This window comes from Tigheibacillus halophilus (assembly GCF_042683165.1).
GTDB lineage: Bacteria > Bacillota > Bacilli > Bacillales > Amphibacillaceae > Tigheibacillus > Tigheibacillus halophilus.
Map to the genome: position 1 here is coordinate 882,763 of NZ_JBHUIZ010000003.1, position 22,983 is coordinate 905,745.

A 22,983-nucleotide genomic window follows, 5' to 3' on the forward strand; every position below is an offset into this window, starting at 1 on the left:
AAGGAGGGTAAGCCGTGAAAAGAGGAAAAGGAATGAAGTTTGTCGGCGACTCAAGAATCGTCGATGGACAGAAAAACAGAATTCCAAAAGACTACTCGGAATATCCAGGCAGGACAGAGGCCTTTTGGCCAAACTTCCTGTTGAAAGAATGGCTTGCTGGTTCCGTGTTCCTTGTGGGATTTATGACATTGACATTGGCGCATCCATCTCCATTGGAAGGGATGGCTGACCCGACGGCAGCTGGTTATATTCCATTACCAGACTGGTATTTCTTATTCTTATACGAACTACTCAAATATGAATTTGCAAGCGGACCATACGTTATTCTAGGGATTATTGTCATTCCGGGATTGGCATTCGGATCTCTGCTTCTGGCACCATTTCTTGATAAGGGTCCAGGCAGAAGGCCGCATCAACGTCCGGTTGCAGTAGGTATGATGATTCTTGCATTGGCGGCAACTTGCTGGCTGACTTATGAGTCTGCAGCCCATGTTGACTGGAAGGCACGAGCTGAAGCCAATAAACCAATTCCGAAACAAGACGTGGAAATTGACACTGATGACCCGGGATATGCCGTATTCAAAGATAATTGTATGTCTTGTCACGGTGAAGATTTATCGGGTGGTGCTGCTGCTCCGTCATTGATTGGTATCGATAAAACTGCCGACGAGATCGCAGATATTGCCAAAAATGGTACTGGAAACATGCCTCCGGGTGTGTTTAAAGGTTCCGACAAGGAATTGAAGCAGCTGACAGATTTTATTGTGTCCGCAAACAAAGATGCTAAGTAAAGTAACGTTTTTTTATGGAAACACCTTTGCCCCTCGTTCAGGCAAAGGTGTTTTTTGGCAAATGTCAACCTCATACAAATCGTTGCTGGTTGGCTGCAACGAATGGGAACCAATTCCGAATCAAATCATCTCTCTAAGCACCTACATAAAACGAAATCGGGTTAACGAATAAGGGACATATCATATTTTATGTTTACAATTGATGCTGCAAGCTTTATCATACGTATCTCTACTCAAGAAAGGATAAACATATGCTGCGGATTTATTTACTGAACAAACAATTTCTTATTTTATTATTCATTGTGAACTTGCTTGGTACCATTTACGGTTATATATGGTACGAACCACAACTGGCCATCACACCTGCCAAATTTTTGCCTTTTGTACCTGACAGTCCAACTGCAAGCCTCTTTTTTACCATCTTTTTATTCTTTTTTATTTTTGGCAAGAATACGCCATATATTGAAGCGCTGGCAATCATGTCCTTGTTCAAATATGGTATATGGGCAGTGGTGATGAATATACTGACATGGTATGTCGACGGAGGATTGAGCTGGCAGGGATATATGCTGATTTTCTCTCATGGCGCGATGGCTTTGGAAGGACTGCTCTATGCGCCTTTTTATAAGATAAAATTACGTCATCTTGTTGTTGCTGGTATTTGGGTACTTCACAACGATATCATTGATTACGTTTATCAAATGATGCCTATCTATGCCTCGCTCTATAATTATATGAACGAGATCGGCTATTTCACTTTTTGGCTGAGCATACTCTCCATCCTGGTAGCTTATTGGATGACCCAAAAGAAAAATCAGCTGTCATGAAGCTATGTATATTTAAATGTTTCCTCACATAGATTAGATTAAAAAGTCTGTGAGGGGATTCCTATGAAGAAGTTCTCTACAAGATCAGTACCTGCAGCAATGATCATAGGGATATTGACGCTGTTTATCCATACTAAGGTGTACGCAGCAGCTGAGGCGGGAAGCAAAGGGACACAAATGTCCGTTTTTTACTGGATCATTTGCATTGTCGGAGGTTGTATAGCCCTTACATTAACTTATGTAAGTTGGAGAAAATATGAAGCAGAAGCAAAAAAAAAGAAAAATGAAGATCATTCAGTTGATTAATCATGAAAATTTGACTATAATTGACCTTAAGGATTCAATTAATGTATGGAGGAGAGAATGATGTTTGCTGGATTTGGTGGATATCTGATTTATATCTTATTGTTGATGCTCATACCTTTATGGGCGCAGTCGAAAGTTAAAAAGACTTATCAGAAGTATTCCAAGAAAGCAACTTCTTCGCTGATGTCCGGTGCAGAAGTAGCCAGGAAGATATTGGATGATAATGGATTATTTCATATCGATGTAACGGAAACAAGAGGTTTCCTATCGGATCACTATGACCCGAGAAAAAAAGTTGTTGTTCTTTCCAGTTCGAACTTTCATGGCCAGTCGATGGCATCATCGGCTGTTGCCGCTCACGAAGTGGGACATGCTATACAGGATGCCGAAGATTACGCATTCATGCGCTTTCGAAGCGCATTGGTCCCCGTTGCAAATTTCGGTTCCAATATCTCGTTTTTTCTGATTATCGCTGGATTCATTTTAGGCATGATGCAGCTGGCAGTAGTCGGTGTCATATTCATGTCGGCAGCAGTATTGTTTCAGCTTGTGACGCTCCCTGTTGAATTCGATGCTTCCAATCGTGCAATGACGCAGTTGGTTTCAACGGGTATTATCAGGAATAATGAGGAAAGGGAAACGAAGAAGGTTTTGAATGCCGCTGCATTGACCTATGTTGCGGCTGCATTGGTAGCTGTAGCTGAATTGTTAAGATTTGTCTTGATGATTGTTGCAAGCAGCAATAATGACTGAAGTGAAGAAGGTGTCTTGCAGTATCATTGCAAAGACACCTTCTTTTATTCTTCACGCAGCGGATTTTTATTTTCATCCAGTGTGAAACCTTCCCCGATAACATCATGGACAGTATCGACCGCAACAAAAGCGATCGGATCAATAGAATGAATGATATTTTTTAGACGGACAATCTCATTCCTGCCAACTACACAGTAAAGAACATCCCGCTTTTCCCCGGTGAAGCTCCCCCGGCCATTGAGAACAGTCACCCCACGATCCATATCCTTCATAATCTTGTATGCGATTTCTTCACTTTTTGCGGAAATGATAGTTGCACCTCTCGCAGTATAAGCGCCTTCCTGAATAAAATCAATCACCCTTGCACCTACGAAAACTGCGACTAACGTATACATTCCTTCTACCAAATCGAGAATTGTCAGGACTGAGGTGGTGATAACAACAAAATCGAATAAAAACATTGTTTTACCCATACTCCAGCCGACATACTTATTTACGATTCTGGCGATGATATCTACACCACCTGTCGTGCCGCCATACCGGAATATGATTCCGAGCCCCGTGCCGATGAACACACCAGCAAACAACGCTACAAGTACCATGTCATGCTCCAAATGGATAACAACAAATGGATAAACTTGAAAAATCCGCAGAAAGACAGAAACCGCAATAGTTCCAATAATCGTGTAAAAGAATGTGTTTCTTCCAAGATATTTCCACCCTATGAAAAATACGGGAATATTTAAAATGATATTCGTTACGGCAGGATCCCATTTGAAGGCGAAAAATAACAGAAGAGTTATTCCGGTAAAGCCACCTTCACTAAGGTTGTTTTGCATATTGAAGTGAACAATACCAAAAGAAAAAATGGCAGATCCGATCAAGATGAAAAAAATATTTTTAAGTTTTAAACCAAATATCATCAGAATGTCTCCTTTCTTTAAAAATGATTCCCTAATAGCAAGGTTTATAGTATGTATAATAGCATCACGTTTACATACACTTTTTTCATTATAATGAAATTGAACCAATTTCACAACGGAACCTGCCAAATTTTGGAGATTGCTATCTTTTTTTGATTATCCCTCTTCGCAAGTGTGAATAACTTGTCAAATATACTCGTTTTAAGCTAACATGAAAGAAGATATATACTCAAGCAGGGGTGCGATAAAATGGATACAAACACTTTAACCACCACGCAAGTCCAAGAAAGAGTGGATGCGTACATTTCTCAATTTAAAGAAGGTTATTTTTCACCATTAGCACTAATGGCACGATTGACAGAAGAAGTTGGTGAACTGGCTCGAGAAGTCAACCACTACTATGGGGAAAAACCGAAGAAAGCATCTGAGAAGCCAAAGTCGATGGAAGAGGAACTTGGAGATGTTATTTTTGTTCTTACGTGCTTCGCTAATTCACTTGGAATCGATCTCTCTGAGGCTTTTTCTATTTCCATGAATAAAATTGAAACACGCGATAAAAACCGCTGGACAAAGAAATAAATGAATCTGAGAAAGAGGCAATTCTTCTGATACTTAAGCATAAAAGGTCTATTTGTCCTTTCAAACCATTCAATTTATATTCGTGTGAAACATATTAACAACGCAGAACAACATGTAAAATGGAGGTCAATCATGACAACATCAATAATTATCGCCGGTCCAAGAGGTAAAATGGGCTCCGAGGCAATCAACATGGTTTTAGAAGAAAAAGAATTCAGTTTGGTAGCTTGTCTGGACCATAAATATGCGGGGAAATCTATCGCTGATATAGAAGGGCTGCCCGATATAGATGTCCCTATCTATACAGATCCGGAAAGGTGTTTCCAAGAGAAGCAGGCAGATATTTTAATCGATTTGACAGTCCCGGGTGTCGGATATGAGCATACAGAAATTGCTTTAAATCATGGAATACGCCCAGTTGTCGGCACTTCCGGGTTTACAAATGAACAAATTGACAGACTTTCCGAGGTAGCCAAAGAAACGAAAACCGGCTGTATTATTGCTCCAAACTTTGCTATTGGAGCCGTATTGATGATGCAATTTGCAAAAATGGCTGCAGCATATTTGCCCGACGTCGAAATCATTGAAAAACATCATGATCAAAAAGTTGATGCACCTTCCGGGACAGCGGTGAAAACAGCTGATATGATCAAAGAAACCCGAAAATCCAAGAAACAGGGACACCCTGAAGAAAAAGAAAATATGTCTGGTGCCAGAGGAGCTGAAGATGATGGCATCCATATCCATAGTGTGCGGCTGCCAGGACTGGTTGCACATCAGGAAGTCATCTTTGGCGGACCAGGACAGATGCTGACCATCACACACGATTCACTCGAACGCAAATCATTTATGTCAGGAATTAAACTGGCCATTGAACATGTGAAAAATATGGATGAGCTCGTTTATGGTTTGGAAAAAATCATGATCCAGCAGTAAAAAAGGACGAAAGGGAGTGGGCTATTTGAATATCGCTTTAATTGCTCATGATAAAAAGAAGCCGGAAATATTAAAATTCGCTACCGCCTACACCCATATTTTGAAAAAACATCAGCTTTTTGCAACAGGCACAACTGGAAAACAAATTGCGGAAGCATGCGGTTTGTCAGTACATCGTTTCCAATCTGGCCCTTTGGGAGGGGACCAGCAAATCGGAGCTATGATCGCAAATAATGACATGGATGTTGTGATTTTTTTTCGCGATCCTTTGACAGCTCAGCCTCATGAGCCGGATGTCAGTGCTTTAATGCGGTTATGTGATGTTCATTATATTCCGTTGGCAACCAATCTGGCAGCAGCCGAAATTGTGATCAGAGGCATGGAGCGTGGGGATTTCTCATGGAGAAATATCGTCAAACAGCAGCAAAAGGATAGTAAACAATGAAAAAAATAGGAATTACTTGTTATCCAACTGTCGGTGGGTCAGGAGTGATAGCCACAGAGCTTGGTATGCTTTTAGCGGAAGCAGGCCATGAGATCCATTTTATTTCATCCAGTCTGCCTTTCAGGCTGGATCGGATTCATCCATCCATTTTTTATCATGAAGTCGAGCTGAGTCATTATCCAGTTTTCCAATACCCGCCGTATGATCTGGCGTTGGCGAGTAAGATGGCTGAAGTGATCGACAGGGAAAAACTTGATATCCTGCATGTGCATTATGCCATGCCACACGCCATTTGTGCCATTCTCGCAAGAAATATCGCCCAGCATGATGTGAAAATCGTCACTACGCTACACGGTACAGATATTACAGTGCTCGGTATAGAGAAAACTTTTGCAAAAATGATCAAATATGGTATTGAGGCTTCTGATGCGGTCACGGCCGTTTCAAAGAGTCTCGTCAATCAGACGCAAGATATGCTGCAGACCGAAAAAGATATATCTGTTATATATAACTTCGTAAATGAGAAAGAATACCAAAAACGTGAAAATGATGCTTTAAAGCAAAAGTTCCATATTAAAGAACATGAGCAGGTCATTATTCACATCTCCAATTTCCGGAAAGTGAAACGCATTGATGATGTTATCAAGACATTCGATATAATACAAGAACAGCTTCCGGTAAAACTGCTGCTTGTTGGGGATGGTCCTGAATACACGGAAATGACCAAGCTTGTACAACAGTTGGGCCTGGAGGATAAGGTATTGTTTTTAGGAAAACAAAAAAACGTCAGCGAATTGTTGTCAATATCAGATCTAATGCTCCTCATGTCGGAAAAGGAAAGCTTCGGGCTTGTACTGCTGGAAGCGATGGCTTGTGAAGTGCCCTGTATTGCTACTAATGCGGGCGGCATACCAGAAGTTGTCGAAGATGGAAAAACGGGTTGCATTGTTGACGTAGGTGACACCAAGCAAGCTGCCGATTTCGCTTTACGCTTGCTAAGAAACCCTCAGCAGCTGGAATCATTCTCCCTTGCTGCATCTGCCAGAGCAGACCAGTTATTTCATTCCAATGAAATAGTGCGCCAATATGAAAGGTTGTACGATGATTTGCTCTTAAATTGAAATGTTAGTGTGGTGATAACATGCTCCCTGTAAATTTCTCCCATGCCGTTCCTATTATGGAGCGTCTAGAAAGTGACGGACATCGAGCGTATTTCGTGGGTGGGTGTGTACGCGATGTACTGCTCGAACGCACTATAGGTGATATAGACATCGCAACGTCTGCGAAACCGGAACAAGTACTGGCTTTGTTTGAAAAAGTTATCCCAGTCGGCATCAAACACGGAACGGTCATTGTGAGATATGATAACGAATCTTACGAAGTGACAACATTCCGTGTCGAAGGGAGCTACACAGACAGCCGCCATCCGGATGCTGTATCCTTCATCGATGAGATAGATCTTGATCTCGCCCGAAGAGACTTTACCATCAATGCGCTTGCGATGGACAGAACTGGAAATATCATTGATTTGTTTGGTGGAAAAAAGGATCTGCAGAGGCAAAAGATAAGGACGGTTGGAAATGGCTATGACCGTTTTGCAGAAGATGCACTGCGGATCGTTCGTGCTCTACGTTTTTCAAGCCAACTTGGTTTCTCCATCGAATCAGACACAATGAAAGCAATCCGTGCCTGCCGGTCACAAATAGACAAAGTGGCAACTGAACGAATAACAAATGAGATGACAAAATTTTTTGCTGGTTCTTCAGTAAAAAATGGTTTGGTTAATTTGAAAGAGACTGGTATCTATAAATTTTTACCCATTTTCAGCCAGCATCCTACATTGCTTGACATGCTTCCTGAACATATGGAACCGTTAGGCTCATTTGATGAAGTCATTGCAATGTTTCACTTCCTGAAACCTGATATATCTATTTCCAATTGGGTGAAAGCGTGGAAATGTTCCAATCAAATTAAACACCGGGCCGAGAAGCTGGTAAACAGTTTAAAATATTATCAGCATCACGGTGTTGACAGATGGTTTGTTTACCAGATAGATTTTGACGTACACGAAAAGCTAATGAAACTTATCAGATTGTTATTCCAAAACAAGCCACTTGATGCATCATGCTTTCAACAACTGTACGAAAGGCTTACTATCCATAGCCGAAAAGATTTGGACATTGATGGTAATGACCTGACTGCTTTATTTCCAGAAAGGAAAAAGGGACGATGGATTCACCAATTACTGGAAAAATTGGAAAAAGAAGTTGTGTCAGGAAAAATAAGGAATGATAAATCATCGCTAAAGGAATGGGCCAAATGCAATCAACAAGAAACAAACTAATTGAATTGCTGGCGAAAAACCAGCATGAATATATATCAGGGCAAGAGCTGTCGGAACAATTACAAGTGTCTCGAAGTGCTGTCTGGAAACATATGAAGCAGCTTGAAAAAGATGGCTACAGGATTGAAGGCGTTTCAAATAAAGGCTACCGTATACTAACTTTTCCGCAAAAAATCAGCGAAAACACGTTGCAATGGGGTCTGGATACCAAATGGATTGGCAAATCAATCATACATAGACAAATAACTTCGTCAACTCAAGATGTTGCCCACCAGGCTGCGATAGATGGAGCTCCTCACGGTACTGTCATCATTGCTGATGAACAGACAAGCGGAAAGGGAAGAATGCAAAGACAGTGGTTCTCCGCTGCGAATAAAGGAATTTGGATGAGTATTCTGCTGCGGCCGCAAATACCATTGCAAACCTCTCCACAATTGACTTTGCTGTGCGGTACAGTACTTGCGGCTACTTTTGAAAAAGAACTGAACGTGAGACCATTTATCAAATGGCCAAATGATATTTTGATCAATGAAAAAAAGGTAGCAGGCATCCTTACCGAAATGCAGGCAGAACAAGATCGCATCCAATATGTTGTTGTCGGCATCGGCATTAATGTCAATCAGGAAAAGAAAGATTTCCCGGAAGAAATTGCTCAAAAGGCTTCTTCATTAAAAATGGAAACCGGCACTTCTCTAGATTTGCATAAAATGATCCAAGAAATATTGAAACGTTTTGAAAAAATGTATGACCAATACATGCAAGCCGGATTTGCATTTGTGAAGGCTTTATGGGAAGGCTTCGGCTTCAAAATCGGGAAAGATATCATTGTAAGGACGATGAACAACGAACGAAAAACAGCTTTTCTTGGCATCGCCGAAGACGGTGCTTTACTAGTTAAAAATGATCAAGGGGAAAAAGAAAAACTGTATGCGGGAGAAATCGAGTGGTTTAAAAAGGAGGAGTAATGCATGCTTGGTAAATTTGATCTGCTTAAAATGAAAGAAAAGAACAATAAACTGACAATGGTTACAGCTTATGATTATCCAAGTGCGAAAACTGCAGAAAAAGCAGGAATGGACATGATTTTGGTTGGCGATTCACTTGGGATGGTCGTGCTTGGTTACGATTCCACCGTCCGTGTTACAGTAGATGACATGTTGCATCACGCAAAAGCAGCGAGGAGGGGCGCACCAAATACCTATTTGATTGTAGACATGCCTTTCATGTCTTATCACGTCTCTCTTTCATCATCTTTGGAGAACGCGCGTCGTTTATTTCAAGAAACTGGTTGTCAGGCATTGAAACTAGAAGGTGCATCACCTGAAACACTGGAATTAATTTCCAACCTTGAAGTGGCAGGAGTGCCTGTAATTGGACATATCGGTTTGACTCCGCAATCGTTCAATGTTTTGGGGGGATTCAAAGTACAGGGGAAAGATCAACAAGCTGGTGAAAGGCTGTTAAAGGAAGCCAGGCTATTAGAAGAGAATGGGGCAGCCGCAGTAGTTTTAGAATGTGTTCCGGATGAGTTGGCTAAAATCATCAGTCGAGCGCTTTCTATTCCGACGATCGGAATCGGAGCCGGAAAACACTGCGATGGACAAGTTTTAGTATATCATGACCTTTTACAATACGGTGTTGACAGACTGCCTAAATTCGCTAAAGGCTATGGAGACTTCAACACTACTGCTGTGGACGCTCTAGCATCCTATATTAAGGAAGTAAAAAACAATACATTCCCTGACGCTGACCATTCTTTTTTGACCAAAGATAAAGAATCATTACCAAAAATGGGGTAATTCATGATGCAAATTATTCGTACGATCAAAAAAATGAAGCAAGCAATCAAAATACATGCCGCAGAACAGATTGGTTTTGTTCCGACAATGGGCTTTTTCCATGAAGGTCATTTGGAGCTTATGCGGCAAGCACACAAGGAAAATGACATAACGGTCGTCAGTGTATTTGTCAATCCGATGCAATTTGGGCCGAATGAAGACTTTGAGAGTTATCCAAGGGATGAACAACGGGATATCGAGCTCGCTTCAGAAAATGGAGCAGATATTATTTTCATGCCTTCAATAGAGGAAATGTATCCTAGAAGCCCGATCATTTCGATGGATATCCTTGAACGTACGAATGTTCTTTGCGGAAAGTCTCGCCCTGGACATTTTGCCGGCGTTGTCACTGTTCTAAGTAAATTATTCCATATCATTCAGCCCCAAAAAGTATATTTTGGCATGAAGGATGCGCAACAGACCGCGGTGGTTGCTGCTTTGATAGAAGATTTGAATTTCCCAATCGAGTTGGTCGGAGTTCCAACTGTCCGGGAACCTTCCGGATTGGCAAAAAGCAGCCGTAATGTTCGCTTATCAGAAAAGGAGAAATCTGAAGCGCCAAGTTTGTATCAAGCATTGCAACTGGGAAGAAAAATGGTGCTTGACGGCGAAACAAATCCTGCTATCATTAAAAAAGAGGTCAGCAGCTACATTGCTGAGCAAACGACAGGGGAAATCGATTATACAGAACTTCTCTCGTATCCTGATTTGCGTCCGGTAACTCCGGCGGATCGTAAGTGGATTCTGGCGGTTGCTGTCCAGTTTTCAAAGGCGCGTCTGATTGACAACCTGATTTTTGATACTGATTGATAAAGGGGATAACGGAATCCTATGTTTAGGACAATGATGAAAGCGAAAATACATCGAGCTACTGTAACAGAAGCTAATTTGAATTATGTAGGAAGTATTACGATTGATGAAGAAATTTTAAAAAAGGTCGATATTTTGCCTCATGAGAAAGTTCAAATCGTCAACAATAATAACGGTGCACGTCTCGAAACATATGTCATTGCAGGAGAAGGCGGATCAGGTGTGATTTGTTTGAATGGGGCTGCTGCAAGGCTGGTTCAGCCTGGAGATAATGTTATTATCATAGCCTATGCGATGCTGAGCCAGGAAGAACTGCCTGCGTTTAAACCACGGGTAGCAATCATGGATAGCACCAATAAAATCATTAAACTGATGGAAAAGGAAGCGCCATTAACTGAATTGCATGAGCTGGTTTAATTGCTCGAGACGCTTATCCCATAACGGTAAGTGTCTTTTTTAACAATAATGAAAATACATTTATGAATTTGCAGTAAGAGGTGGGAAGCTTGGAAAAATTTGTTGTCATCGATTTGGAAACGACCGGACATTCAGCAGTGAAAGGTGATAAGATCATCGAGGTCGGGATTGTTGTCATAGAAAAGGGTGCAATCACAAAAGAGTTTTCCACGTTTTTAAACCCTGGCAAAGAAATTCCTTCCTTCATTTCCAATCTCACCAGTATTACGAACCAGGACGTTGCCGAGGCTCCAATGTTTGCAGAGGTTGCAGAGGAAATTGTCTCCTACTTTCAAAGCGGATACTTGATTGCACACAATGTACCTTTTGATTTAGGCTTTCTGAACCAGGAACTGAAAATGGCTGGCTTACCTGCTCTGCGTAATCCTGTACTGGATACAGTGGAACTAGCACGAGTATTGTATCCGCAGGCGCCAAGCTATAAATTGGGAGAATTGGCTGCATTGCTGGATATAACACATGACAAGCCGCATCGAGCTGTTTCAGACGCTTACGTAACTGCTAAGTTACTTTTACGGCTAAAAGAAAAATTGGAGCTGCTGCCATATGAGACCATCGAACATCTGTTGAAGCTTGAGAAAACTTTCAAGTCGGATCTATCGGAATTGCTTAGGAAGAGGCAGAATGACTTGTTATTTTCAACCTCCGATGATTTTGATGTGTATAGAGGGATTGCTTTGAAAAGGATAAATGAAACAGGCGAATCCTATTTTGAAGAGCAAGTCCTACCTCCTTTTGGTGAATATTTGGATGATGTATATGAGGAAAATGGTTATTTGGAAAAAATGTTGACAAATTTTGAAAAACGCTCTGGACAACGGGAGATGTCAGAAACGATTTTCGATGCATTCCAGACTGGCCGCCATGCTTTGATTGAAGCCGGGACAGGAACTGGTAAATCACTGGCCTATTTGATCCCCGCCATATTTGAAGCAATCAAACATAATAAGCGAATCGTCATAAGTACATATACGACACAGCTGCAAACGCAGTTAATGGAAGAAGATATACCTTTGGTAAAAACCATTCTCCCCTTTACATTTTCTGCAGCCTTGCTGAAGGGAAAACAGCACTTCATCAGTTTGGAAAGACTGGAAGAGGAATTGTTGGCAGATGAATACAACTACGATATCGCACTGACTAAAGCGATGATTCTTGTTTGGCTAACCGAGACAGTCACTGGGGATATAGATGAGTTACACTTGCCCACAAGCGGAAAATATTTTGCTGGCAACATATCAGCTGAATCAGAAGGCCAGTCTGACCAATCTTCCTCATGGACTAACAAATCGTTTTATCAAAGGGCCAAAAATAAAGCGATAAAGGCTGACATCGTCATTACAAACCATGCTTTATTGTGTACGGACATGTATCATGAATACCAGTTTCTGCCGTCATATGACCATTTAATCATTGACGAGGCACACCATTTGGAGGAAACAGCTTCGAAACGGTATGGTTTAAAGCTGGACTATGTTCACATGTTATATGAACTGAACAAGATTGGTGCTGCCACCGAAGATAAATGGCTGGCTTCTTTACTTGATGAATTTACTGAATTAGCCGATTTAGAAGCCATTCGAAGATGGGATGGACAATTCGAAGCTACGAAGCATGAAATCGATGATTTATTTCGTATGATATTTCAATATGTATCAAGCCAAAACAAGTCAGACAAATCCTTAAGTGATATTGGCCGCATCCAGTACCGTCTGCTCTCGGAAGATGATAAGAATTCTGCATGGCAGATCATCCAGGAAATGGCTGGAAGATTGCTGTCACTGTTGAGAGATCTGGGTGAAATTTTACAAGAAATTGAAAGAAATATTGATCCAGATAAAAAGACGACCACTGTACAATTAAAGAATAGCAAGGATTCCTTAGCAAAGTTTTGTGAATATATCCAGGAATTATTCCTCCAGCCAGCAGAAGGTACTGTCAGATGGGTGGAAATTGAAGCTAAAGGAGCAAAAAATGCTGTTTATGTTTATGGAGAGCCGACTAATATTTCTGGACTGCTTGCGGAAGACTTATTCGCCGTAAAAAAAAGTGTGATCCTGACTAGCGCTACTCTTACCATGAATGGCTCATTTTCTTTCATGAGACAGCGTCTTGGCCTCCCAAAAGAAGCAGTGGATACAAAAGTCATTCCGTCTCCCTTTTCATATAAGGATCAAGTTCAGCTATTTATTCCCAACGATTTTCCAGACATCCGCTTTGGTAATCAAGAGGAATTTATAGCTGCAACTTGTGAAGCAATTCTTTCATTGGCTGAAATTACAAAGGGAAGGATGCTCGTACTTTTCACTTCTTATGAAATGTTGCGTAAAGCTCATCAATTGTTGAAAGAGGCAATTTTGGAGCAAGAGTTCATTTTGATTGCACAAGGAATTACAAGCGGCAGCAGAGCCAGACTGAAAAAGAACTTCCAATCATTTGATAAAGCTATCTTACTTGGCACTAATTCCTTTTGGGAAGGAGTGGACATTCCCGGGCAAGATTTATCCTGTCTGGTCATCGCACGTTTGCCTTTTGAGGTGCCGGACCATCCCTTATTTGCAGCAAAATCTCAACAGTTGCAAGAAGCGGGTAAAAATGCTTTTTTTGACTTATCATTGCCAAATGCTGTTATTCGATTTAAACAAGGGTTCGGCCGGTTGATCCGATCCCAAAGCGACCGCGGTATCGTTTTCGTCTGTGATTCCAGGATTATAAAAGCGAAATATGGCAAGTTTTTCACAAAGTCCATTCCTGATGTCCCGGTAGTCTTCGATTCCACGCGTGAAATAATGGAAAAAGCCCGCTCTTGGTTTTAAAATAGAAAAAGTACTGATGCCATTTAGCATCAGTACAAGAAGAGGTAAGGGTTGGGTTATTTTGTTGAAATAAGTTACCGGATTAAAAATGACCCTTTCGGATTTAATTCAACGTTAACCATAGTGTTTGTTATCAGAGACATGATATGACTAGTAAATATTGATAAAACAGCCATTTGTATTGGGGAGGAAAATGGACGTGAAATATATAATGAAAAAGGCTATGATAAACATATGAGTTACAATCATTGGCAAGATGAAACAAAAAAGTGGCCGGCATGGTTGGCTTGGACTTCATGGATTCTCTGTATAGCGATAGTGGCTTCTCTTGCGTATTGTATTTATTTATACAACGATATTCAGCACAGTAAAATGGCTGGAATCACGAGTACTAAGAAGGCAGTCGCAGCTAAGACAGATGTGACAGATATTTCTAAGGTTACTCTTTTTAATGGTTTCGAACAGTATCATGTTGTCGAGGGGAAGACAAAAAAAGGAAAAAAGAAACTTGTATTTGTCCCTAAGAATAAAAAAGATAAAAAAGCAAAATTCGTAGTTGTTCCAAGTGAAAAAATACTTCCCAAAAATGCAATTCAAAAGCAATGGCAGCAACAGTGTGACAGCTGCAAATTGGTTAAAATTACACCAGCTATTTCCAAAAAACATCTGCCATTGTGGGAAGTGGCTTATCATGATCGATCAGATCGTTATATTCTTGATTACTTCAGAATGTCGGACGGAAAAAGATATGAACAATTCGGCTTCAAAAGTTTATTTGATTGACTTGGCTAAAAATAATGCAGAGGTGGTTTTATGATGGAATTAGCAAATAGAGTGCAGAGTCTTACACCGTCTTCAACATTGGCAATTTCTGCCAAGGCGAAAATGTTGAAACAACAAGGGCATGACGTAATCGGCCTAGGGGTTGGGGAGCCGGATTTCAATACACCTTCTTTCATTAATGAAGCTGCCATTGAAGCTATCCACAAGGGTATGACCAAGTATACACCTGCTTCTGGTACAGCCGAGTTAAAAAAAGCGATAGCTGCTAAACTGAAAGCAGACAATCAGTTGATGTATAGTACAGATCAAATTGTCGTGACTTCGGGCGCCAAACACGCCTTATACACTCTTTTTCAAGTTATTTTGAACAAGGGTGATGAAGTGATCATTCCCGCACCTTATTGGGTAAGCTATCCTGAACAGGTGAAACTTGCACAAGGTAGCCCGGTATATGTGCAGGGTCAAGAAGAAAATGGGTTCAAAATTACATCGGACCAGCTTGAAAAAGTTATCTCGGATAAGACAAAAGCGATCATCATTAATTCCCCGAGCAATCCTACAGGTATGATGTATAGCAAAGAGGAATTACAGATTTTGGGTGATATTTGTTTGAAACACAATATATTAATCGTTTCAGATGAAATATACGAAAAATTGATTTATACTTCTGATGAACACGTCTCGATTGCCAGCCTTTCTTCTGAATTACAGGATCTTACGGTTGTCATCAATGGCGTTTCTAAATCACATGCTATGACCGGCTGGCGGATTGGCTATGCTGCAGGACCCACAAAGCTCATCAAAGCAATGAGTGACCATGTATCACATGCCACTTCCAATCCAAATTCCATCGCGCAGCATGCTGCTGAGGCTGCATACAGTGCAGAAAAGGATCCCACAATCGAAATGCGTAGTGTTTTTCAAGATAGACTAGATACCTTATACCGTCTTCTTGATGATATTCCGTATATTACTTGTAAGAAACCAAAAGGAGCATTTTATTTATTTCCTAACGTGAAGGAAGCTGCTCTGAAGTCCGGATTTTCTACTGTTGACGAGTGGGTTGAAGCTTTGCTTGAAGAAGAAAAGGTAGCCTTGGTTCCAGGTTCCGGATTCGGTTCGCCAGATAACGTCAGATTATCTTATGCAACATCCAAAGATGTACTGATTGAAGCTGCAGAGAGAATCAAACGTTTCGTCATTACACATACCTGAGTCATATAAACAGTTTATTTCATGGAGGTAATTTTTTTGAAAACTACTATAGCAAAAGTTTCTAAATATGAAGGACAAGAAGTAACTATCGGAGCCTGGCTGGCAAATAAGCGCTCCAGTGGAAAAATAGCGTTCCTGCAGCTGCGTGATGGTACAGGTTTCATGCAAGCAGTTGTGGCAAAAAATGACGTCGATGAAGATGTTTTCCAGCTTGCAAAAAATATGAACCAGGAATCATCCATGTACATAACTGGAATGATCGTTGAAGATAAAAGATCACCGCTGGGATTTGAAATGCATGTCAAAACCATTTCACTGATTCATGATTCTATTGACTATCCGATCACACCAAAAGAACATGGAACTGAGTTTTTGATGGATCACCGTCATTTATGGCTGCGGTCCAAGAAACAACATGCGATCATGAAAATCAGAAATGAAATTATCAGGGCAACGTATGAATTTTTCAATAACAATGACTTTGTGAAGATCGATTCTCCAATTCTGACTGGCGCATCGGCAGAAGACACAACTGAATTATTTCATACCAAGTATTTTGACGAGGAGGCTTACTTATCACAAACAGGCCAATTATATTTGGAGGCTGCAGCGATGGCCTTAGGCAGAGTATTCTCCTTTGGTCCAACATTTCGTGCGGAAAAATCGAAAACTCGTCGTCATTTGATTGAATTCTGGATGATTGAACCGGAAATGGCCTTTACCAGTCATGAGGAGAGTCTCGAGATTCAGGAACAGTATGTGACACATATTGTACAGTCGGTATTAAAAAACTGCGAGTTGGAACTTTCTGTATTGGATCGTGATGTTTCCAAACTTGAAAAAATCCAAGCACCATTCCCGAGAATTTCTTATGATGATGCGATAGCATTGCTGAAGGAAAAAGGCTTCACTGATATTGAATGGGGAGATGATTTTGGTGCTCCTCATGAAACTGAAATCGCAGAAAGCTTCGACAAACCGGTTTTCATCACGAATTACCCGGCAGAAATCAAAGCATTCTATATGAAGCCTGTGCCAGGACGTCCGGAAGTCGTACTATGTGCAGATTTGATTGCACCGGAAGGCTATGGTGAAATCATCGGCGGCTCCGAACGTATCGATGATCTTGAATTGATGGAGAAAAGGTATCAAGAACATCAATTAACTGGACCTGCTTACGAGTGGTATCTCGAGCTCAGAAAATATGGCAGTGTACCGCATTCTGGCTTTGGATTGGGGCTGGAAAGGACAGTCGCATGGATTTCCGGTGTCGATCACGTACGTGAAACTATTCCATTCCCACGCTTGTTAAATCGCCTGTATCCATGATCAACAAGGAAAGCATGAAGAATCCCTTGCTTAAAGCGAGGGATTTTACCTATGCTGTAAATAAAATATTTTTACTTATGTTATATTGAAATAGAGGTGCTAATATGACAAAATCATTCCAGTTTCAACATGAAATGCTTCATCAGGTACCTATTCCGGTCAAACTGCTAACGTCTTATGCTAGCTTCGGATTGACAGAGCTGGAACTTGTTGTCATTTTACAGATACATCGTTTTGCATACGAGAAGAATTTTTTTCCTACCCCTAATGAGTTGATTTCTTGTTTGTCCATTGAAGAAACAACCTGTTCAAAGGTGCTGCGCCAATTGATTCAAAGGCAGTTTCTTTCTATAGAACAAAGGGAAAATGATCTTCAGCAATTAACGGAGGTTTATTCCTTAGAGCCATTATGGAAAAAGTTGTTCTTGGCTGAGCCTCAACCAAAAAAAGATGACAAAAATGAAGGAACCATATTTGTCTTATTTGAACAGGAATTTGGAAGGCCATTATCTCCTTTTGAAATAGAGATGATCAATACATGGCTTGATGAAGATCAAATATCCCCCGCACTGATCAAAGCAGGACTTAGGGAGTCCGTACTAATGGGGAAATTGAATTTCAAATATATCGACAGGATATTGAGAGAATGGAAAAAGAAAGGCATTCACTCTGTTGAAGATGCAAGGGAGGCGAGTAAATCATTTCATAAGTCACGTACACAAAAAGAGGAGACTGTTTCTGACAGAGATACCTCATTTTATTATAATTGGTTGAATGAGGAGGACTAGCTTTTGCTGAATAAAAAAGAAATCCGTTTTTGTCTGGATAAAATGCATGAAATGTTTCCGGAAGCTGCATGCGAATTGAATCATGAGAATCCTTTTGAGCTTTTAGTCGCTGTCGTATTATCTGCCCAGTGTACTGATAACCTTGTAAATAAGGTAACAAAGGAGCTGTTCCAAAAATATAAGAAACCGGAAGATTATGTTGCTGTGCCGCTGGAAGCGTTACAACAAGATATTCGTTCCATAGGTCTTTACCGAAATAAAGCGAAGAATATTCAAAAGCTTTCTCAATCATTGTTGGATCGCTACAATGGTGACGTTCCGCGGACAAAAGAACAGTTGATGGAACTGGCTGGAGTAGGCAGAAAAACCGCAAATGTGGTGGCTTCTGTAGCTTTTGGAGAACCGGCCATTGCTGTCGACACACATGTTGAAAGAGTATCTAAACGGTTAGGCATTTGCAGGTGGAAGGATTCCGTGAATGAGGTGGAACAAACGCTGATGCGCAAGGTTCCGAAAGATGAATGGAGCGATACCCATCACTTAATGATTTTCTTCGGCAGGTATCATTGCAAATCGAGGAATCCTAATTGCCCGGAATGCCCATTGTTGCAATTATGCAGAGAAGGCCAGAAGCGAATGAAAAAACGAGATGCAGCAAACACAGCTGTTTTAAAATAAAAAGAAGGACTTTTCCGCCGGGAAAGTCCTTCTTTTCCTATTTCAATTTTAATCTTGGTTACTGGAGCCATCATCATTTTGGTTGTTTCCATCATCTTGATCATGGTCATTTTGCTGATTGTCTTGGTCATGTTGGTCACCTTGATCTTGGTTACTATCACCATCATGATGCTCATTATCATCTTGTTTTTTCTCATCATCATTTTGGTTGCCATTCGTATCAGATGAGTTATTGGCATCCGGAATTTTGATGCTCGTGCTGCTTTCAGGACCTTTTTTATCATTGTCTTTACCAACTGGGGTGACTTTGATGGTATAATTTTCCCCTGGTTTAGCACCACTTATTTGAATGCCGTTGGAATGGACTTTCTGATTCTGGCCGTTGACGGAAACTTCAAAATCGGCATCCGGCCCATCGTAATTCCAGTCTACATCAATGATATCATCGCGGTATTTTGCTGTTAGTCCTGTAACTGCAGGCATGTCTTTATCATCTTCATCATCATCTCCAGGAACTTTCACAGACGTTGTTTTCGCTTCACTCTGGCTCGTGCTGTCATCTTTGCTGACAGCGACGACTTGAATTGTATAATCCTTTCCAGGCTCCACAGATGAAATATCCATCGATGTATCGCCGGTGGAGGAGAGTGATTTCATTTCACCGCCATCAATACTCGCACTGATTTGAAATTCAACATTATCTTTATCATCGTAATCCCACTTGACTTTAATCGATTCATCATCTTTATCATAATCTGCTTTGAGATTTTTGACCGGATCCAGTTTATCGTATTTCTCAGAAGTTTTATTTGGTTCATGCCCCTTGACAAACAACTCATTGACTATATTGGAGCTTGGTGTATACTTGCTTGGCAAGGCGGCAGGATTAGAGCCTTTTTCCACACCGACACTGACTACAGAGTCGGGTTTTTCAAAGTCTGCTGTGTCGATATTTTTGGACAGTTCTTCCATCGTGTTTCTGAACAAATCGAGTGATATTTTTGTATCTGGCATCACATCCCGATTACCTTCTTCGTCTTTATATCCGCCAGTCCATACTGAAATAGTATATGCTGTAGAATAACCTGTGAACCAGGAATCCGGGCTGCCGTCTTTCCCTGACAAATTTGTCGTACCGGTTTTTCCAGCCATTGGCACACCTGGTACATTGGCTCTTGTCCCAGTACCGGAATTCACTGCCGTTTTTAACATATCAGTAATCATATAAGCCGTATAATCTGACATTGCTGCCTTTGGTTCAGGTTTTAAATTAACCGTACGGCCATTGGGATAAACCACTTTTGTAACAGCATATGGTTCATTATAGACTCCGCCATTACCAAATGCTCTATAGGCTCCAGCCATTTGCAGAGGACTTATATTGGTGCTTGATCCGCCAATTGCGTCGGTAATTTCGATATTATCCTTAGCAAATTCGATTCCTAATCCTTCTGCGAACTTTTTAGCATTTCCGAGACCTGTTTCCTCCAATGTTTTGACAGCAGGCACATTCAATGATTGCGCAAGCGCATACCGTATGCTTTCCAAGCCGCCGTAAGAACTGTTCCAGTTACCAATTGATCTATCGCTTCCTTTGATCTGATATGGTTTATCATCATCTATTTGGTGATAAGTCGACCATTTATTATATTCAATAGCGGGTCCATAAGCAATAAGTGGTTTAGCATTTGAGCCTGCCTGGTAGTGACCCTGTGTCGCATAATTATATTCGCTCATATTCTTACTATTTCTTCGACCGCCGATTGCCCTGATAGCACCCGTTTTGGTATCCAGGACTGTCATGCCGGCTTGCATTTGATCATCTGGATAATTGATCGGATTTTGATCACTGTCTTTCAGCAAAAATTCAACATGCTCTTGTGCGCTTCTGTCTAACGTCGTGTAAATTTTCAGGCCGTCTTTATAAATATCAGCACCATCTACTTTATCTTTAACCTCTTTTTGAACTTCCTGTAAAAACGCTTCGTATTTCGTTGTTTCTGGACGTTTGCCTTTTAAAAGAGATTTGATATCGACTTTTAATGCTTCATCTGCCTGTTTTTGGGTAATTTTGTTATGGCGGACCATCAGTGTCAAAACCGTCTTCATCCGTCCTTTTGTCAAGTCAGGATGCTGGTATGGGTCATAGGCTGACGGGCGCTGCGGAAGTCCAGCCAAAATGGCAGCCTCTGGAAGGGTCAGCTTTTTCAAATCGGACTTGCCAAAATAGATTTTCGCAGCTTCACCGACTCCCCAAGCTCCGCTTCCATAGTAAATTTTATTTAGATACATTTCCAAAATTTGTTCTTTCGAATACTTTCTTTCTAATTTCAGCGACAGCCAAGCTTCCTGCACTTTCAATTTAAGCTGTTTTTCCGGTGAAAGAAATGATTTTTCCACTAGCTGCTGCGTGATTGTACTGGCTCCTTCAGAGCCATAACCGTTTTTGATATTAGCGAGCACGGCACCGCCGATACGACGGACATCTATGCCATGGTGTTTGAAGAATCGAGAATCCTCCGTTGCGGTTACTGCATCAACAAATGATTGTGGCAAGTCATCATACTCGATGCGAGTACGTTTTTCTGAACCGATATCCGCAACTTCTTTTTTATCCATATCATATACTTTAGACGAAAAGTTGTCCTGTAATTTTGCTGCATCAATCTTGGGTGCTGTGGCAACATAATAAGTAAATACCGCACCTACACCAATGAATAATGCCAACCCAAGGATAAGAATAGTAAGCAGGATCTTTTTCCAAATAGGTTTTTTCGTTGTTTTAGTGTTTTTTGTGTTTTGTTTTCTTCGCCCCATGCGGGTTTGGCCATTTGCCATGCTTGTTACCTCCGTGATTAAAAGTATAAATGATCGATGATATCCAAGTAGTTCACCTTTGCTTGATACTGAAATGGGATCAGAAATCCTTTTTCCTGGATCAGGCGATAGGGAATCGACTTTCTCCCGCCTGACAAGCTAATTTGCCAAGACTGCAAAAGGATCTCCGCGGGGACGTAATATGTCTTGTCAAGTTTACTGAAACGGATGATGATAAAACAAACTCCTCCGTGAGAAATGACCTTTTCCATATGTTTTATTTGATGTGCGTGTATATTGGCAAAAGGGAACGAAGTCGTATTTTTCGTTTCTTTTGCTTCAAAGTCGATATATTTCTCTTTATATATCCCATTATAATCTGTAGTAGACGCCTGTTTGAAATAGGCTTCTTTGATCACCGCCGCACTTCTTTTAGGGTAGTCCACGTTTACAATTTGTATTGGTGTCGGTTTTTTATGAATGACTGCACGATCTGTTTCCAGATAAAACTTGTTTGTGTCATTGATATCATTTTCGAGTGTCATACCTCTATTGCCGTAGCCTTGTTTAAATATAGGCCGGCTTTTTGGACCAACACGGCTTCCATTCGGATAATTCACTATAGCTCCCCCTATTGGCATTACATGTATCATATCAAATTAAAAGCCATATGATAACTTCAATCAAGTAATTGTAACATTATTGCCTATAATATCAAGAAGCAAGCGTGCATCACTTCACATATATTTTACAACAAAACAGCACTAAAAAGACAATGCTTGCCCTATGACTGGATAGAAAAACATACGGCCTCCAAAGTATTCGCAATTGAAATTGAAATTAAGGGGTTTATGTCAGTTAATAAAAAAACGAGAAAAACATGATATAGCTGTTTTTCTCGAAGTTATAGACATAGGACTTCATGCTGTTTAAAACCGTCTGTTAGATTAAGTGGAAGGACGGTTCGGTCCGTTGCGTTTTTTGTCTCCAGTCTGCAAATCCTTAAAAGAATGATTTTTATCTTGTTTCTTAGAAGTGTCATTTTTTTTCATGAAAAAACCTCCTTGAAATTAGTTTGCCCAACTGTTTTATTTTGATCAATGATATAGGGTATTACTTCGCTTCACGCGATTCTTCACTAGTTTTGTGTTTTCTATACTAGTTTTGTCGAACGTGCAGGATATCATTCATCCATGGAGAAATATATGCATAAGGAATTTCTCGAATGGAGTGATGATAATGGGATTGGCGAATAGAAAAGAAATAGGATATTTTGAATTCGGTATGACGAACAAAGAACTGGCCCAAAGTCTTATACATTTAAATAGTAAACTCCGTGCGGCAGAACAAAAACTGATGATCTCAACGGATACAGCGATCATGGGATACTACAACCATGCCCAAAATGAATTGATCTATCTGCATTCCATACTCGAACGCACGAAATTTTAAACAGTTTTAAACAAAAAGGGCGGTCCAGGGCTCGATGTATGACTGTATATGCTAAAATAGAAGGAGGGTGTTTTAG

23 protein-coding genes are annotated in these 22,983 nt (G+C 40.7%); 20 read left to right on the top strand and 3 right to left on the bottom strand.

The genetic code is table 11. From position 1 onward, the window contains the following. Positions 1–14: 14 nt before the first annotated feature. From ACFSMW_RS04975 to ACFSMW_RS04990, 4 genes are all read left to right on the top strand, one after another. Entirely contained in the window at positions 15–791 is a 777-nt protein-coding gene (locus ACFSMW_RS04975) for a menaquinol-cytochrome c reductase cytochrome b/c subunit (RefSeq protein WP_390353538.1), read from the top strand. A 251-nt stretch (positions 792–1,042) separates the two neighbouring features. Continuing rightward, the gene (gene lhaT, locus ACFSMW_RS04980) at positions 1,043–1,618 is read left to right on the top strand and encodes a lipoprotein heptaprenylglyceryl N-acetyltransferase LhaT (protein ID WP_390353540.1); all 576 of its coding nucleotides are present in this window, start codon (positions 1,043–1,045) and stop codon (positions 1,616–1,618) included. A gap of 63 nt (positions 1,619–1,681) precedes the next feature. Further along, complete coding sequence (locus ACFSMW_RS04985) at positions 1,682–1,924, top strand: sporulation protein YpjB (RefSeq protein WP_390353542.1); 243 nt, start codon at positions 1,682–1,684, stop codon at positions 1,922–1,924. Positions 1,925–1,984: 60 nt separating this feature from the next. Next, positions 1,985–2,677 carry a zinc metallopeptidase gene (locus ACFSMW_RS04990; protein ID WP_390353544.1) on the top strand — a complete coding sequence of 231 codons (693 nt, stop codon included), beginning with the start codon at positions 1,985–1,987 and terminating at the stop codon, positions 2,675–2,677. A 44-nt stretch (positions 2,678–2,721) separates the two neighbouring features. On the opposite strand, the gene ACFSMW_RS04995 is transcribed toward ACFSMW_RS04990, so the two are convergent. Continuing rightward, positions 2,722–3,600: a YitT family protein gene (locus ACFSMW_RS04995; protein WP_390353546.1), complete on the bottom strand. Its 879-nt coding sequence runs from the start codon at positions 3,598–3,600 to the stop codon at positions 2,722–2,724. Positions 3,601–3,849: 249 nt separating this feature from the next. Between ACFSMW_RS04995 and ACFSMW_RS05000 the strand changes: the two genes are divergently transcribed. From ACFSMW_RS05000 to nth, 15 genes are all read left to right on the top strand, one after another. Continuing rightward, entirely contained in the window at positions 3,850–4,179 is a 330-nt protein-coding gene (locus ACFSMW_RS05000) for a nucleotide pyrophosphohydrolase (protein WP_390353548.1), read from the top strand. A 132-nt stretch (positions 4,180–4,311) separates the two neighbouring features. Beyond that, entirely contained in the window at positions 4,312–5,115 is an 804-nt protein-coding gene (gene dapB, locus ACFSMW_RS05005) for a 4-hydroxy-tetrahydrodipicolinate reductase (protein WP_390353550.1), read from the top strand. 25 nt (positions 5,116–5,140) lie between these two features. After that, complete coding sequence (gene mgsA, locus ACFSMW_RS05010; protein WP_390353552.1) at positions 5,141–5,560, top strand: methylglyoxal synthase; 420 nt, start codon at positions 5,141–5,143, stop codon at positions 5,558–5,560. Then, complete coding sequence (gene bshA / locus ACFSMW_RS05015; protein ID WP_390353554.1) at positions 5,557–6,681, top strand: N-acetyl-alpha-D-glucosaminyl L-malate synthase BshA; 1,125 nt, start codon at positions 5,557–5,559, stop codon at positions 6,679–6,681. Before mgsA ends, bshA begins: the two co-directional genes overlap by 4 nt. A gap of 20 nt (positions 6,682–6,701) precedes the next feature. Further along, entirely contained in the window at positions 6,702–7,904 is a 1,203-nt protein-coding gene (locus tag ACFSMW_RS05020) for a CCA tRNA nucleotidyltransferase (protein ID WP_390353555.1), read from the top strand. Continuing rightward, complete coding sequence (locus tag ACFSMW_RS05025; RefSeq protein WP_390353557.1) at positions 7,880–8,869, top strand: biotin--[acetyl-CoA-carboxylase] ligase; 990 nt, start codon at positions 7,880–7,882, stop codon at positions 8,867–8,869. Before ACFSMW_RS05020 ends, ACFSMW_RS05025 begins: the two co-directional genes overlap by 25 nt. A 3-nt stretch (positions 8,870–8,872) precedes the next feature. Beyond that, the gene (gene panB, locus ACFSMW_RS05030; RefSeq protein WP_390353559.1) at positions 8,873–9,703 is read left to right on the top strand and encodes a 3-methyl-2-oxobutanoate hydroxymethyltransferase; all 831 of its coding nucleotides are present in this window, start codon (positions 8,873–8,875) and stop codon (positions 9,701–9,703) included. Between the two features lie 6 nt (positions 9,704–9,709). Next, a complete protein-coding gene (panC, locus tag ACFSMW_RS05035) occupies positions 9,710–10,552 on the top strand; it encodes a pantoate--beta-alanine ligase (protein WP_390353934.1) in 843 nt (280 codons plus the stop codon). A 21-nt stretch (positions 10,553–10,573) separates the two neighbouring features. Then, complete coding sequence (panD, locus tag ACFSMW_RS05040; protein WP_390353561.1) at positions 10,574–10,969, top strand: aspartate 1-decarboxylase; 396 nt, start codon at positions 10,574–10,576, stop codon at positions 10,967–10,969. A gap of 80 nt (positions 10,970–11,049) precedes the next feature. Further along, positions 11,050–13,845, top strand: a complete 2,796-nt coding sequence (gene dinG / locus ACFSMW_RS05045; RefSeq protein WP_390353563.1) for an ATP-dependent DNA helicase DinG — start codon at positions 11,050–11,052, stop codon at positions 13,843–13,845. Positions 13,846–14,079: 234 nt separating this feature from the next. Then, positions 14,080–14,628: a cell wall elongation regulator TseB-like domain-containing protein gene (locus ACFSMW_RS05050; protein ID WP_390353565.1), complete on the top strand. Its 549-nt coding sequence runs from the start codon at positions 14,080–14,082 to the stop codon at positions 14,626–14,628. 33 nt (positions 14,629–14,661) lie between these two features. After that, on the top strand, positions 14,662–15,843 hold the full coding sequence (locus ACFSMW_RS05055; protein ID WP_390353567.1) for a pyridoxal phosphate-dependent aminotransferase: 1,182 nt from the start codon (positions 14,662–14,664) through the stop codon (positions 15,841–15,843). Between the two features lie 36 nt (positions 15,844–15,879). Then, positions 15,880–17,172 (top strand): asparagine--tRNA ligase, encoded by a 1,293-nt coding sequence (gene asnS / locus ACFSMW_RS05060; RefSeq protein WP_390353569.1) that lies wholly within the window; start codon positions 15,880–15,882, stop codon positions 17,170–17,172. A gap of 104 nt (positions 17,173–17,276) precedes the next feature. Continuing rightward, on the top strand, positions 17,277–17,960 hold the full coding sequence (locus ACFSMW_RS05065; protein WP_390353571.1) for a DnaD domain-containing protein: 684 nt from the start codon (positions 17,277–17,279) through the stop codon (positions 17,958–17,960). A gap of 3 nt (positions 17,961–17,963) precedes the next feature. Continuing rightward, on the top strand, positions 17,964–18,638 hold the full coding sequence (nth, locus tag ACFSMW_RS05070; protein ID WP_390353573.1) for an endonuclease III: 675 nt from the start codon (positions 17,964–17,966) through the stop codon (positions 18,636–18,638). Positions 18,639–18,686: 48 nt separating this feature from the next. Here nth and ACFSMW_RS05075 read toward each other — a convergent pair whose 3' ends face one another. Together ACFSMW_RS05075 and recU are read right to left on the bottom strand one after the other, a co-directional pair. Beyond that, positions 18,687–21,476 carry a transglycosylase domain-containing protein gene (locus ACFSMW_RS05075; protein WP_390353575.1) on the bottom strand — a complete coding sequence of 930 codons (2,790 nt, stop codon included), beginning with the start codon at positions 21,474–21,476 and terminating at the stop codon, positions 18,687–18,689. Positions 21,477–21,493: 17 nt separating this feature from the next. Beyond that, a complete protein-coding gene (gene recU / locus ACFSMW_RS05080; protein WP_390353577.1) occupies positions 21,494–22,075 on the bottom strand; it encodes a Holliday junction resolvase RecU in 582 nt (193 codons plus the stop codon). A 619-nt stretch (positions 22,076–22,694) separates the two neighbouring features. On the opposite strand from recU, the gene ACFSMW_RS05085 reads away from it, so the two are divergent. Then, positions 22,695–22,907, top strand: coding sequence for a hypothetical protein (locus ACFSMW_RS05085; protein ID WP_390353579.1), 213 nt, complete (start codon positions 22,695–22,697; stop codon positions 22,905–22,907). Positions 22,908–22,983 lie beyond the last annotated feature (76 nt).

Coding starts and splice junctions, on each gene's coding strand:
- lhaT (WP_390353540.1), top strand. CDS start 1,043: ATGCTGCGGATTTATTTACTGAACAAACAATTTCTTATTTTATTATTC.
- ACFSMW_RS04985 (WP_390353542.1), top strand. CDS start 1,682: ATGAAGAAGTTCTCTACAAGATCAGTACCTGCAGCAATGATCATAGGG.
- ACFSMW_RS04990 (WP_390353544.1), top strand. CDS start 1,985: ATGTTTGCTGGATTTGGTGGATATCTGATTTATATCTTATTGTTGATG.
- ACFSMW_RS04995 (WP_390353546.1), bottom strand. CDS start 3,600: ATGATATTTGGTTTAAAACTTAAAAATATTTTTTTCATCTTGATCGGA.
- ACFSMW_RS05000 (WP_390353548.1), top strand. CDS start 3,850: ATGGATACAAACACTTTAACCACCACGCAAGTCCAAGAAAGAGTGGAT.
- dapB (WP_390353550.1), top strand. CDS start 4,312: ATGACAACATCAATAATTATCGCCGGTCCAAGAGGTAAAATGGGCTCC.
- bshA (WP_390353554.1), top strand. CDS start 5,557: ATGAAAAAAATAGGAATTACTTGTTATCCAACTGTCGGTGGGTCAGGA.
- ACFSMW_RS05020 (WP_390353555.1), top strand. CDS start 6,702: ATGCTCCCTGTAAATTTCTCCCATGCCGTTCCTATTATGGAGCGTCTA.
- ACFSMW_RS05025 (WP_390353557.1), top strand. CDS start 7,880: ATGCAATCAACAAGAAACAAACTAATTGAATTGCTGGCGAAAAACCAG.
- panB (WP_390353559.1), top strand. CDS start 8,873: ATGCTTGGTAAATTTGATCTGCTTAAAATGAAAGAAAAGAACAATAAA.
- panC (WP_390353934.1), top strand. CDS start 9,710: ATGCAAATTATTCGTACGATCAAAAAAATGAAGCAAGCAATCAAAATA.
- panD (WP_390353561.1), top strand. CDS start 10,574: ATGTTTAGGACAATGATGAAAGCGAAAATACATCGAGCTACTGTAACA.
- ACFSMW_RS05050 (WP_390353565.1), top strand. CDS start 14,080: ATGAGTTACAATCATTGGCAAGATGAAACAAAAAAGTGGCCGGCATGG.
- ACFSMW_RS05055 (WP_390353567.1), top strand. CDS start 14,662: ATGGAATTAGCAAATAGAGTGCAGAGTCTTACACCGTCTTCAACATTG.
- ACFSMW_RS05065 (WP_390353571.1), top strand. CDS start 17,277: ATGACAAAATCATTCCAGTTTCAACATGAAATGCTTCATCAGGTACCT.
- ACFSMW_RS05075 (WP_390353575.1), bottom strand. CDS start 21,476: ATGGCAAATGGCCAAACCCGCATGGGGCGAAGAAAACAAAACACAAAA.
- ACFSMW_RS05085 (WP_390353579.1), top strand. CDS start 22,695: ATGGGATTGGCGAATAGAAAAGAAATAGGATATTTTGAATTCGGTATG.